General features: G+C 42.4%; 15 protein-coding genes. All 15 read right to left on the reverse strand.

Features of this window, described 5'->3' with window-relative positions; translation table 11 throughout:
- The 15 genes from BQ5591_RS15155 to BQ5591_RS15225 all read right to left on the reverse strand — a co-directional run bounded on the left by BQ5591_RS15155 (nt 1) and on the right by BQ5591_RS15225 (nt 16,423).
- Nucleotides 1–1,662: an MFS transporter gene (locus tag BQ5591_RS15155; RefSeq protein ID WP_394331820.1), complete on the reverse strand. Its 1,662-nt coding sequence runs from the start codon at nt 1,660–1,662 to the stop codon at nt 1–3.
- A 232-nt stretch (nt 1,663–1,894) separates the two neighbouring features.
- Nucleotides 1,895–2,272 (reverse strand): preprotein translocase subunit SecG, encoded by a 378-nt coding sequence (gene secG / locus BQ5591_RS15160; RefSeq protein ID WP_022162410.1) that lies wholly within the window; start codon nt 2,270–2,272, stop codon nt 1,895–1,897.
- A gap of 4 nt (nt 2,273–2,276) precedes the next feature.
- Nucleotides 2,277–3,227, reverse strand: coding sequence for a hypothetical protein (locus BQ5591_RS15165; RefSeq protein WP_071149971.1), 951 nt, complete (start codon nt 3,225–3,227; stop codon nt 2,277–2,279).
- A 9-nt stretch (nt 3,228–3,236) separates the two neighbouring features.
- Nucleotides 3,237–3,764 carry an LptE family protein gene (locus BQ5591_RS15170; RefSeq protein ID WP_022162408.1) on the reverse strand — a complete coding sequence of 176 codons (528 nt, stop codon included), beginning with the start codon at nt 3,762–3,764 and terminating at the stop codon, nt 3,237–3,239.
- Nucleotides 3,751–4,995: a sigma-54 interaction domain-containing protein gene (locus BQ5591_RS15175; RefSeq protein WP_022162407.1), complete on the reverse strand. Its 1,245-nt coding sequence runs from the start codon at nt 4,993–4,995 to the stop codon at nt 3,751–3,753. Before BQ5591_RS15175 ends, BQ5591_RS15170 begins: the two co-directional genes overlap by 14 nt.
- A gap of 2 nt (nt 4,996–4,997) precedes the next feature.
- The gene (gene pdxA / locus BQ5591_RS15180; protein ID WP_022162406.1) at nt 4,998–6,095 is read right to left on the reverse strand and encodes a 4-hydroxythreonine-4-phosphate dehydrogenase PdxA; all 1,098 of its coding nucleotides are present in this window, start codon (nt 6,093–6,095) and stop codon (nt 4,998–5,000) included.
- Nucleotides 6,096–6,097: 2 nt separating this feature from the next.
- On the reverse strand, nt 6,098–7,159 hold the full coding sequence (locus tag BQ5591_RS15185; protein WP_022162405.1) for a DUF4837 family protein: 1,062 nt from the start codon (nt 7,157–7,159) through the stop codon (nt 6,098–6,100).
- A 68-nt stretch (nt 7,160–7,227) separates the two neighbouring features.
- Nucleotides 7,228–8,271 carry a dual-specificity RNA methyltransferase RlmN gene (gene rlmN, locus BQ5591_RS15190; RefSeq protein ID WP_022162404.1) on the reverse strand — a complete coding sequence of 348 codons (1,044 nt, stop codon included), beginning with the start codon at nt 8,269–8,271 and terminating at the stop codon, nt 7,228–7,230.
- A 201-nt stretch (nt 8,272–8,472) separates the two neighbouring features.
- Nucleotides 8,473–10,611 (reverse strand): peptidylprolyl isomerase, encoded by a 2,139-nt coding sequence (locus BQ5591_RS15195; protein ID WP_071149972.1) that lies wholly within the window; start codon nt 10,609–10,611, stop codon nt 8,473–8,475.
- 124 nt (nt 10,612–10,735) lie between these two features.
- A complete protein-coding gene (locus BQ5591_RS15200; RefSeq protein ID WP_071149973.1) occupies nt 10,736–11,995 on the reverse strand; it encodes a hemolysin family protein in 1,260 nt (419 codons plus the stop codon).
- 2 nt (nt 11,996–11,997) lie between these two features.
- Nucleotides 11,998–12,630, reverse strand: a complete 633-nt coding sequence (gene lptC / locus BQ5591_RS15205) for an LPS export ABC transporter periplasmic protein LptC (RefSeq protein ID WP_071150759.1) — start codon at nt 12,628–12,630, stop codon at nt 11,998–12,000.
- Nucleotides 12,631–12,634: 4 nt separating this feature from the next.
- Entirely contained in the window at nt 12,635–13,960 is a 1,326-nt protein-coding gene (locus BQ5591_RS15210; RefSeq protein ID WP_071149974.1) for a tetratricopeptide repeat protein, read from the reverse strand.
- A gap of 38 nt (nt 13,961–13,998) precedes the next feature.
- Nucleotides 13,999–15,240 (reverse strand): BamG family beta-barrel-assembly machinery protein, encoded by a 1,242-nt coding sequence (locus BQ5591_RS15215; RefSeq protein WP_071149975.1) that lies wholly within the window; start codon nt 15,238–15,240, stop codon nt 13,999–14,001.
- Nucleotides 15,227–15,955 (reverse strand): type III pantothenate kinase, encoded by a 729-nt coding sequence (locus tag BQ5591_RS15220; RefSeq protein WP_071149976.1) that lies wholly within the window; start codon nt 15,953–15,955, stop codon nt 15,227–15,229. The genes BQ5591_RS15215 and BQ5591_RS15220 overlap by 14 nt, the downstream gene beginning before the upstream one ends.
- 225 nt (nt 15,956–16,180) lie before the next feature.
- A complete protein-coding gene (locus tag BQ5591_RS15225) occupies nt 16,181–16,423 on the reverse strand; it encodes a hypothetical protein (protein ID WP_071149977.1) in 243 nt (80 codons plus the stop codon).
- Nucleotides 16,424–16,526: the final 103 nt, after the last annotated feature.

Consider the following 16,526-nt stretch of genomic DNA (forward strand, 5'->3'; position numbering starts at 1 on the left):
TTATTCCTTAATGTTAGGTTCTTCCAAGCCAAGGCCCTTCTTACGGTCGACTACCTTCAATACAAAACCAAGAATCAATGCGGCAACACCCAGACAGGCAAGCATTACAAGCGGCGCTGTATAATCATAAGAGACAGCTGCTTCTTCCGGTGTAATGACTCCATTCTGCAAATCGGCCACAAGCTGCGGATTGGTACGGTCGAGAACCTTTCCTATCAGAAGCGGGAAAAGCCACAAACCGATATTCTGAATCCAGAAGATAAGCGCATAGGCACTACCAATGATTTTAGCATCGACCAACTTAGGCACACTAGGCCACAAAGAAGCAGGAACCAACGAGAAACTTGCTCCGAGTACAAGAATGGTAAGATAAGCAATAATCACACCACCAATCGCATTATCCTTGAATTGCGGCAATACAAAAGCGAAAGTCAAATGACAGAAGATCAGCAGAATAGAACCAACCACAAGCATGGTTGCTGCTTTTCCTTTATGATCGACATAATTGCCCAATATAGGTGTAATACCTACTGCCAGCAACGGGAATACAGCAAAAACAGTCTCGGCGCTTTGACGCATATAACCCATATAACAGAAAGCAACCAATGCCACTGCTGCAACAACCAGTAATCCGTATTTCATACTGACACGCTTGGAGAAATTGCTGGCAAAAGCGGCAGCAGCCACAACCAGCATGATACAGTATTGAATTATGGTCACCGTATTAGTTGCCCAGAACGAATCGGCTGGCACATCAGTAAATATCAGGTTACATTGCAACATATTTACAGCATACTTCTGGAACGGGAAAATGGCAGAGTAATAAAGCACGCACAGCAATGCAACCAACCAGAATCCACCGCTTGTAAGAATCTTCTTCAAATCGGAAATCTTAAAGGGATCATCTTTTTCTTCTGCCTCGCCAGTCTGTGCGTCAAGCTTCTTATCCATAAAGAAATAAACGATAAACATGATCAAGGCTATCATCAGCAGTACTACACCGAATGCTACAGAACGGGAAACGTCAATTACACCTCCCAACTTGGCAAATACCGGAGAGAAGATCATACAGGTTGCCACACCTAAACGTGCAAGTGCCATTTCCGAACCCATAGCCAATGCCAGCTCGCGGCCTTTAAACCATTTAATCAATCCTCTGGAAACTGTAATACCCGCCATCTCAACACCACAGCCGAAGATCATAAAACCAATGGCTGCAAACTTGGCTGAGGCAGGCATACCTCTATAAAAAGGAGAAATGCCCAATTCATCAAAAACCGGGATATAATTCAGATTATTATTAAACCAGTTCTCAAGTCCGCTGCCTTGAAAACTTTCGGTAACGGCATACCAATTGATAATAGCACCTATTAGCATCACTGTTCCTGAAAGAAGGGCTGTAAAACGTACTCCCATCTTATCCAGAATGATACCGGCAAAAATCAGAAAGAATACAAAAACATTCAAAAACGTTTCAGAACCCTGCATCGTACCAAAAGCTGTAGAATCCCAGCCTCGTGTAGATTGCATCAAATCTTTAATAGGTGAAAGAATGTCCATAAAGATGTATGAACAGAACATGGCAAAAGCCAAGAAAAGCAGTACCATCCAGCGCATAGCCGCTGAATCGCGCAACGTCTGGAGATTTTTTTCAGATGTCATCATTTCAATTAGTATGTTATTAGTTAATTTATTAAGCAACAAAAATAATGAAAATATGCTAGTCTTTCCAGCTATTATGCTAAAAAAGAATACCGATAATCAGACTTTATTAAACATACAGATATAAAAAACACGGATTACATGAAAATAGGGAGTAAATTACCCCTTCAAATTCATGTAATCCGTGCCTAAATTATCTCAAATCACGCATGACGGCCATGCCGTTCTGTCCTTAATTGGCTGCTGAATCAGAAGCAGCAGGAGCAGGTGTAGCAGCAGCAGGAGCTTCAGTCTGCGGTGCTGTTGTACCTACGGGCATATTATACGGATTTGTCTTCTCTTCTTGCTGTGCTTGTTCCAATATCACATCACCACTCTTGCTGGAAGCAGAAGGAACAGTATAAGCAGCAACAACACTGAATATAACCATAGCCGCAGCTAATGTCCATGTTGCTTTTTCCAGGAAATCGGTAGTTTTGCGTACACCCATAATCGCATTGGATGAAGAAAAGCCTGATGCCAGACCTCCACCCTTTGAATTCTGGATTAAAACAATGAAACACATCAATACTGATGCAATCAGCATTAAGATAATTAATAATGAATACATTTTGTTATTTTGATTTAGCGTTAATAATCAATTTCTCCAAAAATCTGATTTGGTCTGCAAAGTAAGCATTTTTTTTTGGATAATTCAAACTTAATTTTTTAATAATTTCAAGAGCTTTATCATATCGGTGCTGTTTGATGTATATTTTTGCCAAAGTTTCGGTAAAACAGCTGTCATCCAACTCTTCTTTGCCGTAAATATCATCCAAATTCTCCTCATCCGGCTCTTCATTATCCAAATCATCACCGGCTGCCTGATCAGCTGTCTCGGAAGACTCATCTACACCGATTATTTGACAAGTGCCTTCTATAGGTTGCTCTGCTGTAGCCTCCAGCATCGATGATTGAGACGAACTACATTCCTCAACACTTTCCGCTGCATCATCCGGCTGTTCAGGCATTGCATCCAATTTTGTATCTGTAGCAGACGGAACTGCTTCTTCCACAGTTTCCTTCTCGTCTCTCTTCAAGAAATCATCAATGAGATTCTGCCCCCTCAGCTTAGGCACTTCCTCTTGCGGGCTTTCTTCATTCAATCCATTGTCTTCACTCAGCAGATAGGCTGTATAATCCATCGAATAGTCCAATTCCATCGGTTGAGTCTGCTCCTCCGGCATAGTTGCCAAAAAAGTATCAATCAGGAAAAGAGTACGATCGACGCTAGGCTCTTCTTTCAATTCAGTATCTATCCTATTGGACAGTTTCTGAGCCTGCAACTTATAACGATCACCTTCTATCAGGTAGAACAAGACACGACGATCGGCAACATAAAGTACTGCCTTCCGCAACTCTGAACCAAAAGCTGTATCGTGCAACAAATACAAATTCTTCAGGTACAACAAACGAAGTGACTGGAAATAAGGATAACGGGCTACCATCGTACGAAGCTCGTACAAAGTATCCCTGTTCAGCATCTCCGGATGCTCAATCCACTGTTGCAAATGTACAGATGTCATTTCCCTATATTACCAGTTAGCTACTGTTGAATTAAATATTTGCTCTGCAATATCTTTAACCATCACGGTAATCAGTCCGTCCTGTACCGAGGTCAGCAATTGCGATGAGTCGTACGTCTGGAAAGCAGAGAATTGCTGGTCGGTAAAGTCTTCTTCGTGATTGGTATTATTGACATACGACACTTTCACCGTCAAAGTCAGTTTTACTTTCGAAGAATAACCACTGGCATCTACAGCTTCATTATACTGATTATATCCTATAATTTCACCGCTAATCTCCAAATCTCCTCCCGAATCAACCAAACGAAGACTTGTCTGCTGAATGAACATGTCTTTCAGCTTCTGATTGAATTCGATCGCCAAAGGTGCATAAACATAATCGGCATGATTCTCAAAATCAGCAATCGAAATTGTCTTAACTTTCGTATAATCTATTGAACTAATCGGAGCAAGACCTATCTTTATGCTACAAGAATACAGCACAATGCCCGATATTGCCAATAAAAGTATTAATGATATCTTTCTAATCCAACCCATATTCTTTAATCTTTCTGTATAAAGTCCGTTCGGAAATGTTCAGATCATGTGCCGCCGCTTTGCGTTTGCCATGATGCTTTTCAAGTGCTTTCCGTATCATTTCTTTTTCTACATCATCCAGTGACAACGATTCTTCCACATACTCTTCCGTATCCTGAATATCATCATCGACAGGCGTAACTGCCTTAATCGGAGAATGAATAATAGCAGGTACTGAGGGTTGTGCCGGAGTCACAATAGAAGCCTCGGAGGATAAATAAGGTGAAGGAGATGCAGACGAAATTCCCGCAGCACGTTCAGTCATAATCTCATGCACCAGTTTCTTTAACTCCGTAACATCCTGACGCATATCAAAAAGGACCTGATAAAGTATCTCACGTTCACTCTCAAAACTCTTGTGTTCCTTTGCTCCGAACAAAGCAGGAAGTTTCTGCACATTACTTTGCAACGGCAGATATCCCTTCAAAATAGAAGCATCTATTTCACGGTTAGTTTCAATAATTGAGATCTGCTCTGTAATATTCTTCAACTGACGGACATTACCTGGCCACGAATAAGACATTAATTCACGTTTGGCATCTTCCGTCAACTGAATGGCAGGCATCCTGTATTTATCCGCAAAATCGGTCGCAAACTTTCGGAACAGCAGAACCACATCTTCACCTCTCTCTCGCAAAGGAGGAATCTGTATAGGAACTGTATTCAAACGATAATACAGATCCTCACGAAAACGGCCGTCCGCAATAGCCTGAGTCAAATTTACGTTTGTAGCAGCAACAATACGCACATCCGTCTTTTCTACTTTCGACGAACCTACCTTGATAAATTCTCCCGTTTCAAGTACTCGAAGCAAACGGGCCTGAGTAGGCAAAGGCAACTCTCCTACTTCATCCAGAAAGATAGTACCACCATTTGCTTCTCCAAAATATCCTTTTCGCTCGCCGATAGCTCCTGTAAAGGCTCCTTTTTCATGGCCGAAAAGCTCCGAATCGATAGTACCTTCCGGAATAGCTCCACAGTTCACTGCAATGTATTGCCCGTGTTTACGTCGGCTATACTGATGGATGATTTGGGGAAAACTTTCCTTACCTACACCGCTTTCCCCAGTTATCAAGACAGACAAGTCAGTAGGTGCCACCTGAATCGCTATATCAATGGCGCGCGTCAATCCATCATTGTTACCAATGATGCCAAAACGCAACTTCACTTGCTGTATTTCTGCTTTCGTCATATTTATAATTCCTCTTCTATACTGTCAAGCTTCAACTTGTCACTATCATCACGTTTCTCGTAATATTGCTTTCGCAGTGGATTTGCACGCATATTCTTTTCATGCAAACGGTTACGGAACACATCAATCGCTACATAAACAGCCTGGCGGAACGAATCTTCCGAAGCTACACCCTTTCCTGCAATATCATAAGCAGTGCCATGCGCCGGCGAAGTACGAACGACAGGCAAACCAGCCGTATAGTTCACTCCTTCATCCATTGCCAGTGCTTTAAATGGTGCCAAACCCTGATCGTGATACATGGCCAATACTCCATCGAAATGGGAAAGATTGCCCGAACCCATAAATCCGTCAGCAGGATAAGGTCCGAAACAAAGTACCCCCTTGGCAGCCATCTCCTGAATAGCAGGGATTATAATTTCCTGTTCCTCCATTCCCAATAATCCACCATCACCGGCATGAGGATTCAAAGCTAATACTGCGATACGTGGTGCTCCTATACCAAAATCCTGTTTTAAAGACCGATTGAAAATCTCCAATTTTTCTTCTATCAATTCCTTGGTAATGGTCGAAGCAACCTGAGCAATGGGAATATGTCCAGTAACCAATGCTACACGAAAATCACCTTTCATCAGAATCATAAGAGCCTTTTCACCATCGCCCAACCGTTCCTCAATGTATTCGGTATGGCCGGGAAAAGAGAACTCCTCAGACTGAATGGTGTGCTTGTTTATAGGTGCAGTCACAATAGCATCGATCAAACCTTCCCGATACTCTTCTATAGCTTTCTCCAAAGCACTTAAAGCAGCTTTCCCTGCTTCGGGATCAGCCTTCGAGAACTCTACCTTTACTTCATCATCAGTACAATTAACCACACTCAGCTTATCTGGCATAGCCTCTGAAGCCGAATTCACAATACTAAAATTAGTAGAGAGGTCTAAAGACTTCCGATGATAGGCTGCAACCTTAGGAGAACCATATATAATCGGTGTACACAATTCCAACATCATGGGATCTTCAAAAGTCTTCAGAATCACTTCATATCCCACTCCATTAATGTCACCTTGTGTTATGCCAATTCTTATTTTGTTATCTTCCATTCTTATTTTTTATTAGTAGTTGAATCATTACTTATCACAATAGCCGGTATTGTTACTTCTACCTGTCGGCTATTTGGTAACTTCAAAGTATAAAGAGAAGCTTCCATCTGACGTACAAGATTCCGTTTCATCTTATCAGGAGAGTAAACAAATATCTCTGAAACAACAATTTGTTGGTTAGCTCTGTCCAAACGAACGTGAGACACAAACGGGCCACCCATAAAATCGCCCTTAATACGCCACAGCCCACGAACTTCCAGCGCATACTCGCCTTGCACACTAATAGGACGTACATCAGTCATCAACGAATCAGTCATCATATACATTCCTTCGCGTGCTCCTGGAATATTGATTTTCATCACAGAATCACGTTTGTGAACAAAATATTCTTTTGTGAAAGTATTCTTATCGGTATATGGATAAGTATAAATAACAAAATTCTGATCGCCAGTTGCAGCATTAGTTCCTGCCCAGAAAAAGTTCTCGCCTTGTTTCGTTGCTGTCAACTCGCCAGGTACCCATACATCACAATCAAACATACTCTTTACTTTCGTTGTGACATAATCACTATGATTGGTTTCCAAAGCAAAAATTTGCCGGTTCATCTCTGCATGAGTAAAATAGTCTATAATGACTTGTTTGTTTTTTGTAACAAACTCACCAAATGTCTTTTCATCAGGAGCCTGAATTGTCAAGATAGACTGCGGTGCAGCATAGACATTCTGAGCAGACTTTAACTTAGGCTGTGTATAGAGGTCTTTGTTCACCTCTACTACGATAATGTTACGGATAATTTTTAAGGTAGCGTCATAATTCGACGGATCAGTATACATAATGCGGAAAGAGCGTTCTGATTGAGGCAATCCCGGTACATCAGAGTCGAGTACGTCAAACAAAGCTCTACCAGCCGGCCGCTCCCACATATCCAAATCTATTACAACAAGAACTTCATATGCACGCCCACTTGAGGTCGGGGTAAACATACTCTTCTTTTTACCATTACCACATGCCACAAACAAAACAGACATAAGGAACATGCTCAAATAAACCAAGTGCCTTTTCATAATCACATTATTTTAGTTTCTACAAAACTACGAAAAATCAGTAAATCCTTTCGGGCAAAGTTAATAATTTATATTAATTCTTGTTTATTCTCCTCTTGCTTCGCCGTAGAGAGCATTCCACAGGCTGCAAATATATCCTCACCTCGTGAAGCACGTATTGTAGTAAACAATCCATGTGAAGTCAGATAATCCCGGAAAGTAACCATAGTATCCATATCAGCTCCCTGCAAATCAACACCTGGAATTGCATGGAAACGAATCAAATTAATTCTGCAATCTACGCCACGCAATAGTTTCAAAAGTTCTTTGGCATAAGGCAGAGAGTCGTTGACTCCCTTAAACATGATATATTCAAAAGAAAGTCTCCGCTGTTTGCTGAAATCATAGTTGCGCAACAGATCAACTATTTCAGTTATTGAGAAAGCCTTTTCAGCAGGCATCAAGTCACGGCGTTGCAGCGGTAACGGAGAATGAAGACTAACAGCCAAATGACAATCGGATTCCTCAATAAAACGTTGTAACCCCTTGCGGAGGCCTACAGTAGAGAGAGTCACTCTTTTCGGGCTCCAACCATATCCGTAATCAGAGGTCATTATTTCCAAAGCCTTCAATACCTCATTAAGATTATCCAAAGGCTCTCCCATCCCCATCATTACTACATTGGTCAGATTATCACGTTCCGGCAAAGAGTTTATCTGATTTATTATCTGATTAGCCGTAAGGTTAGCAGTAAATCCTTGTTTTCCAGTCATACAAAACTTACAATTCATTTTGCAACCTACTTGTGAAGACACACACAACGTAGCACGGTCATCATCAGGGATATAAACAGATTCAACAAAATGGTTTTCACCGACACGGAACAGATACTTTACAGTACCATCAACCGAACGCATCGCATCTATCGGTCCCTCAGCTCCAACCTCATACTGTTCTTTCAGCAGTTCTCTATGTTTTAACGACAAATTGGTCATTTCATCTATTGAAAAAACTTTTTTATCATACAGCCAAGAAGCTATTTGTTTGGCTGAAAAGCTTGGCATGCCAAGATTCTTTACAACAGACTGCAATTCAGAAAGAGTCAATCCCAAAAGGGGAAGTTTTTGTGCCATATTCTTATATTCTTTTATCTTGCAAAGGTACAAATAAAGTAATATAAAGACAACGGTGGCAATAGAAACTTGCCCCACGTATCGAAAAACAACAGGACTATCAGAATATATACAAAAAATCCGGGCTCAGATTTCAGACCCGATATTCTGAAACCTAAAGCCCGGATGTATTTTTTAGAGTAAAACCTCTATTCTAACTTATTAGAAGAAGAGATAACGAGTATCTTTCACATTGGCTTTCAGATACAAGTCACTCATAAACTGACCTGCCATACGTGCATGCATGTTTTCCAATGTAGTCTCTTCAGTTTCCTTATTAAAGGTTTCGTTCAGTTTTTCTTTTGCATAAGGTTGAAGAACAAAGACACCACCCTGACCTTTAATCGGAGCACTCAGCTTATTAACTTCTGCAACCGATGCATAAGCACTTACTGCAGGCTCACTGCTGTGCAATGCTGATACATAAGCGGGAGCCGAGAAAGTAACATGTTTCACTGAATCGCTCACTGCATTAGCCATATTCTTATACTGATCAAATGAAGTCGCACCAGCAGCCTTCATATCAGCCATAATCTTCTCAGCTTTCTTGTCACGGATAACTTCAGCTCTCAACTGATCTTTCACCAGAGCCAAAGGACGATATCCTTCTTTAACGATGCCAGCCAAACCTACAACCAGCATATGATCGCTCTCGCCACACTCATACAAACCAGAAACTTCACCAACCTTAGCTTCGAAAGCCCATTTCAGTGCATCCTTTGTTCCACGGATACCACCAATTCCATGTTCTGAGCTATACAAGTCATCTTTAGGGAAGAGTCTGTAACCAGCGTCTTCAGCATTGGCCATCATCTTTTCAAGCGTATTATTAGCAGCTATAAACTGGCTGAAATCATTGTATGCCTTATTATAGGTTTCCTTGCTAAACTCAACAGGACGTTTAATCACTGCTACTTTATATTTATCCTTCACAGCTTTCTTATTAGTTACCTGCAAAATAACATTAGCTTGACCTAAAGCCAGATTCTGCAGTTCATTCTGTCCCATAGTAGTAACAGCAGTTACATACTTCAGATTATCACCATCCAGCTGGGCACCTTCGTAATTGGCAGAAGTAATCCATACAGCTTCGCCAGTCTGTCCATACTTCTTAGCTACTTCAGCAAAATCAGCACCACCCTTAATGGCATTATAGATACTGTCAGCCAAAGTCTTAGTTTTATCAGCATCTTCGGCTACTACCTGAATCTGACGATATTCGATAGAGTCAGGCATTGAAGTTTCAGCCAATTTCTTGAATGTATTCAGAGTATTGTCTGCTACATTATAATAGGGACCAAACACCTCTCCTACATTTACTGAATCCAAACGTGCAGTAACGTCAGAAGGCAAAGTTCTTGTTGTGTAGAACAAATCTACATACGGAGTTTCAGAACCAGTAGAACGGATAAACGATGTATAATCAGAAGAAGTAGAAGCCAATTGAGCTGTATATTCTTCCATTTCCTTTTGCAAAGCAGCACGGTCTTCAGCACTTGCTGTTACCTGAACATCAATATAACGGATGTTACGAGTTTCAACATATTGCTTGAATTGCTCTTTCTTTTTATCGTATGCAGCCTGCAAATCAGCATCGCTTACTGTAATCGTAGAATCTGTAACAGAAGAGTAAGGAATGGCTGCTAAAAGCAGATCGGTCTGATTTATACGTGCATCAAACGCATCCTGTGCCTCAACAGAGTTAGCGAACAGAGATTTGGCGATCAACGATGTGTATTTTTCCTGCAAGCGAGCTTCAATCAGAGATTGTTCGATAAATGCCCACAGCTTGTACATTGCATCGTATTGTTCTACATATTGAGCAGGCATCTGTGCTCTGTTCATCTTTGAATAATCAACCAGGAACTTCTTCAACATATCCTTATCGAAAGCACCTGTCTGGGCATTCACAAAAGGAGTTCTTTGCAACATGTAGTGCGTTCCTTCATCTATAATGGACTGTATTTCTGCTTTCGAAACTGTCAGGCCTAACTTCTCAGCTTCATTCTCAATCAGCTTATTGTTGACATATCTTTGCCAAACTTCATCTTTAATCTGATTGGTTTCTTCATCACTCAATGTTGATCTACCGGTAGAGAACTTAACGACTTCCGTATATTCTTCCACCATTGTCTGATAATCTTGAGCGGAAATAGTTTCTCCGTTCACTTCTCCTACGTCTTGTGACTGATGCGGCTGAAGAACCTTCCATGCATCACCCGCGATGAAAGCAAACAACGCCACACCAATTACAATCACCAATAAAGGTCCTTTCGACCGAATGTTTTGTAATGTTGCCATTTTTGTTAATTAGATTTATTTGTTTATTTATTACTTTCTTATTTTTACCGATTTTAGCGCACGAAGATACAAAAAATGCTAATACGCATCTATTTATTCGCCGAAATTTTGCATCTAAATAGCATTATTCGGTTACTTTGAGCCGCACCAGTTCAATTTTAGTAGCTGTAACCTTAATAATCTTAAACTGATAACGGTCTACTGTTACCACTTCGTGCAGCTTGGGAAAGTTTTGGTAACTGTTCAGAATAAGCCCGCCTACCGTCAAATAATCATCCGATTCCGGAAGATCCAGACCAAACGTTTCGTTTACCTTCTCAATTTCCAGACGCGCAGACAAAACATATTCATTCTCTCCAATTTGTTTACATACATACGACGTATTGTCATGTTCGTCTTCTATGTCTCCAAAGATTTCTTCTACCAAATCCTCCAAAGAAACAATACCAGAGGTCCCGCCAAACTCATCTACCACAACTGCAATCGTTTTCTTCTGTTGCATAAACAGTTTCATCAGTTTGTGAGCCGCCATCGTTTCGGGAACAATGGGAACATCCTTCACATTATTTCGCCAATCGGCCGGATTACGGAACATCTCCGACGAATGAATATAACCTATCACATTATCTATACTACCGTCGTACACTATTATTTTCGAAATACCCGACTCCACAAAAAGACTTTTCAGCTCGTCCAGTGAAGCACTGACATCAACTGCTACAACTTCGGTACGCGGCACAATACAATCACGTATCTTGATATTCGAGAAGTCGAGCGCATTCTGAAATATTTTCACCTCGGCATCCAGATTCTCCTCACTTTCGGCATTTTCGATACTCGACTGGACGAAATAATCCAAATCGACCTTTCCAAATGCTCTGGCACGCGCCTCTTTATTAATACGTACGCCGAAAATATACAAAAAGACAGACGAAAGCCCTGAAGCTAATTTAGAGACCGGAAACAAGACTACATAGCATACAAACAACGGCATGGCACATACACGTAAGGCCAGATTGGGATTGATCTTAAACAATGTTTTAGGTAGGAACTCACCCGTCACCAAGATAACCAGTGTTGAAATAATCGTTTGTATCAGTACTACCGCAAAATGATTCGAAATAACTCCGGCCAATAGATTCCCTTCGATAATCTGCGCCATAAAAATACCGTAAATAACCAGCGCAATATTATTGCCCACCAGCATTGTCGAAATGAAATCGTTAGGATTGCGGAAGAAATAAGAAAGAATGGCAGACGTTACACCAGCTTTCTTGTCCATTTCAAAACGTAGCTTGTCGACCGAAACAAAGGCAATCTCCATTCCCGAGAAAAAGGCAGAGAAAGCCATGGTTATCAGCAAATAAATAATAGTGTCTAACATACTTATCCGATACTGTCCGTCTTCAGGCTGTCGGAAGGAGCGGCTCCCTCTTCCTCGTCGATATAGAATATACCGTCAGTCTTGAAGAAACGATATTTTGTCATTTGTTCATTCGATTCAAAGCCCCATGCATAAATAATCTGATCGGGCTGCTCGATACGCACACGCTTGTCCGAATAAACCTTCTTTTTCGTCTGATCCCAATAAAGCAACTCTGTGTCAAACTTCTCTCCCTTCAGGTTCTGTATATGTACATTGCCTATCAGTTTCCAAAGCTTCTGCTTGTCGTAAAAATAAGCAGTATCAGACTTGATACTTGCTTCGACCTGAAACAAGGTATCGAACTTCTCCAGATAGACTCCCTTTTCGAAAGACCAATAAGAAGGAGACTTACGATCGAACACCTTCCACTCCTCGGTAAGAATGCGGTAACGCGTAACACCAGAGTCTGAAATAAGCGTCGTGACTCCCCGCGTATCCATCACCGGCATCGAATCACGTTCGGTAATGGCTGCGCCCAGTTCTTGCTTCTTTCCAGAGCAGGCCGAAAATAAAAGGAGCATAACCATTCCCCCTAAGACAATGGTTATGCTCAGATTTCTAAAATATATTACGCCCTTCGATTGTGATGACATCATATTATCGAATGGTTGTAGACTCACCTATCCAGCCACCGATAGTTACACGGTCGCCAGCCTTATAACCCAACATAAACAAGTCTTTTGCCTGCGGGGTATAAGCTGAATAGGTAGAAATAAGCTTATTGGCTTCCTCGGCCACGCTCGGATCGATCGATTTAGCTTTCTGAAGCTTGTCGATTACGAGGAAGTAAGTACATTTGTTCAAAGCAGGCTCATCACTCCACTTCGGATTGGAAGCATAGATGTGTGCCAACATGATATATGCCTGTCCGTAGTCTTCTTTGAAAGAAAGGGCCTTGTGGCAGTAAGATCTTGCCAGAGAAAGCTTCTTGGCACTGAACAGAGCTGCTGCAGTAGCATAAGCCATTTCGGCTTTCTTTGCATTGTCAGTTTCCATGCCCAAAGCTTCGTCGAAATACTTCACGGCGTTATCGTAGTCGCCTTTCTTATAATACATATAGGCTACACCTACAGCAGCATCTGCACTCGGGTCGATACGATACAGGTAATCAGAAGCCTTGAAGTATGCTTCGCTTTCATTACATTTCATCATCTTCAGGATAGCGATGGTCTTCTTCAGGAAAGTTGAGTCATTTTGGTTAGCTTCTACTTTCGGACCATAGATATTCTGCAGAGATTCGCAGTCGGCTACACCACTGTTAACGAACATGGCAACCAAGTTCTCCTTAATAGCTTCAAGATTTTTCTTCTTGGCAGCATTGGTTTCGGTAGCGATAGCATCCTCGGTATATTTGGAAGCATCCAAATAATCCTGAAAGAACTGATCAGTATGATTACTGTCAGCCTTTACTTTCTGCATGGACACATCCAAAAAGTAATGCAACACAGCACCGTCAGATTCGCCTTGCGCCTCAGAAACCGATTCTCTCAGCCAAGTATAAGCCTGATTCAGATCCGGTACTGGAGCATACTGCAAGTAGTCTACAGCCTTTGTACCCCTAGCTGAAGCCGGGCTGGGAATTCCGCTCTTATATTTTTTGGCAAATTCCGGAAGATTCTGAATACGCAAATCGTGAACCTGCATCAGTTCGTCGAAATATTTTTTGTAGTCGGCAGAATTACGATCTTTGTTGGTTTGCAAGAAATTTTGCAGAATTTTAATGGCATCCGTAAATGTGTAATATCTCAAAGTCGGACACTCTTTCAATACAGCCATACACGGAGCATAGGCATCTTTAAAGTTACCTGCCCGCACGGCCTCGTGCGAGATACTACTGTTCGCATTACAATCGTTTTGTGCAAAAACGCTGGTTGCTCCACCCGAAAGGAGCAATACAGCAGCCACAAGCGTCTTAATTTTCATTGTATCAAAATTTTAGTTGTGATATTTTTGTCTATTCTTTAATTCACTTTACGCTTGAAGAACCAACGTTCGTTGAAGGTTACTCCGATGCAAACCCGGAATGTGTTTTCATCCAGCAAGCCGGCATGTTTGCCAGATACTCTGACGTACTGACCGGAAATGCTCAATATCGAACGTGTTCTCGGAATGGGCAATCCGAAACCGGCAGTTACGCCGTACTCATCAGCCGCCCGCTTTCCTTCCATTTTATAATAAGGCTGGGAGTAATAGGCTCCCACACGATATTTCACAACCGACAGATAACTTCTGCCCATTGGATTCGGCATGTACTCTGCACCGAGGCTTATGCGGCGACGGTTGCTGAAAGCATCAGAGCTGTTCATAAACGATGTCTTGCTCCAATTCTGCAACATCACATCGGCTCCCACTGTCAGACGACCGTCGTACACGTAGGTGAATCCGGCACCTAACGTTGTAGGTATGCCACACGTAGCAACCGTATCACGTTGCGATACGGTGTATCCCATCGAACTGTTGCCAGTAGTAGTCTGCGTATAAGCATCGTTGTTCAAGTCGTGACCGGGCGAGAAAACAACACCCAACGTCACCTGATGCTTCTTGCCGAACTGATGCGTATATTGCGCACCCAAATCGAGCTTATAGCTGGTCACCGACACATTTTGTTCGCGTTCGAAAGCGAAAGCCGACGACGTATTGGGATAAGTCACGTTTACAGTATGTGTGATGTCTCCCCAAAGATACGAAATATTCGCACCAATAGAAAAGTTTTTAAATATTTTAAGTCCAGTACCCAGATAAATTTGGTGCAAACCACCGTCACCGGTATAAGAGACTTGTTCCACTTCACGGGTTTCGCCGATGTTGTATCCGACATTGGAGTAAGGAAGCAAACCTAAACTGATGCCCGCCCACTTGGCTGCACGGAACTGCATGGTGATATAGTCGAAACTCGAATTCTTGGCATTTTGCTTCAGCACACCGTTGCTGAAATTGGTATTCTGCAACGAAATACCACCGTCGAATATAAAGGTCAGCGAATCTACGGCGCTATAGGATGCCGGATTGGCGAAGTTGACCTGGGAGTTATCGCGCAAGCCGTAGGCAATGCCTCCCATTGCCTTACTGCTTCCCGGACCCTGGTCGGCTAATTGTCCGTATCCATATCTTGTATAGGGAGAATTCGTATTATTCTGAGCGAATGCCACTCCGGATAACAACGTGAGCACGAGCGTCACAAGCGTTTGTCTATATCCTGTCATTATAGTTCAATATTCGGTTTAATCCTTTCAACACTAAAAATTTGTCTGCAAAGATGATATTTTTTAAGTTTGTATCAAAAGAAAATTCATTCCCGCCCGTTAAAAAAACCAAAAGTTCAGGATATTTATGCTTCATCGTTTGAATATAGCCTGAAATCTCATACTCCATTCCTTGCAGAACACCGGAACGGATGGCGGTATCGGTATCCTTGCCCAAAGGCAGCAGACGACCCTCGGCTTGCACCTGGGGCAGGCGGCCGGTAAACTGGTGCAGGGCCTTGAAACGCATCTGCAATCCCGGCGAAATGTTGCCTCCATGATAGCGACCCGAAGCATCGATAAACTCGTATGTAATGCAGGTACCCGCATCTATCACCAGCAGGTCGCGGCCGGGGCAAAGGGCGTTGGCACCTACCACGGCCGCCATACGGTCGTACCCCAGCGTACGGGGCGTCTCGTAAAGGTTCTCGACCGGCAACGGAGTATCGGCCCCCAGATAGAGCAAAGGAACGGGAAGCTCCTTCAAGCGATCCTGCACATCGGCCGTCAGATCGATAACCGTGGCGAGAATGGCCTTTCGGAAAGGATATTTCTGGCAGAAAGCGGGCAAGTGTTCCAGCGTCTCGTTCGAGTCGTGCACCACTTCGAGCAATTCATCTCCGTCGAAAGCCGCCAGTTTGGCGACGGTATTACCGATGTCGATAATCAGATTCATTGAAAACTCTTTTTGTTAAGCGGGCGCAAAGATACGACTGAATTTTGAATTTTCGACACAATATGCGCAAGAAGATGAGTTGACGGGCAGTATTCCCCCTGTTCTGCCCCATAAACAACCCTCCGACAGCACATTTAAAGCCTCTCGGAAGCGACAAGTACAGTTGCCACATCGATACTAGTCAAGCCGGTTCTTACTCAAAAAGTCAGAGAAAAGCTCCTTTTGCTAACCACAACCTTTATCGGCAACCTGCAAATAGAAGCCGAAACGCATAAAAAGCAGCCTTATAACGTATAAATATGCAGAAAAACACGACAAAAACGCTTCATTTCGCACTGAACAATGCTTGCGGCGGACAGCAAGATTGCTTGTGTTGTACTTCCAGATTGCTTGTGCGGCTCGTCCAGACTGCTTGTGGCGCTCACCGAAACAGCTTTCACCCCTGCGAACACTGCTTTTGGTAGCCATTTGGATACTTTTTTCTTCTATTTCAGATGTAAACATTTCGATACCCCACTATAAATGAAAGGAATACAGAAAACCGCTCGTAAATTTCCGGGCAAACGCCCCA

It is taken from the genome of Bacteroides ndongoniae (assembly GCF_900108345.1).
Classification (GTDB): Bacteria; Bacteroidota; Bacteroidia; order Bacteroidales; family Bacteroidaceae; genus Bacteroides; species Bacteroides ndongoniae.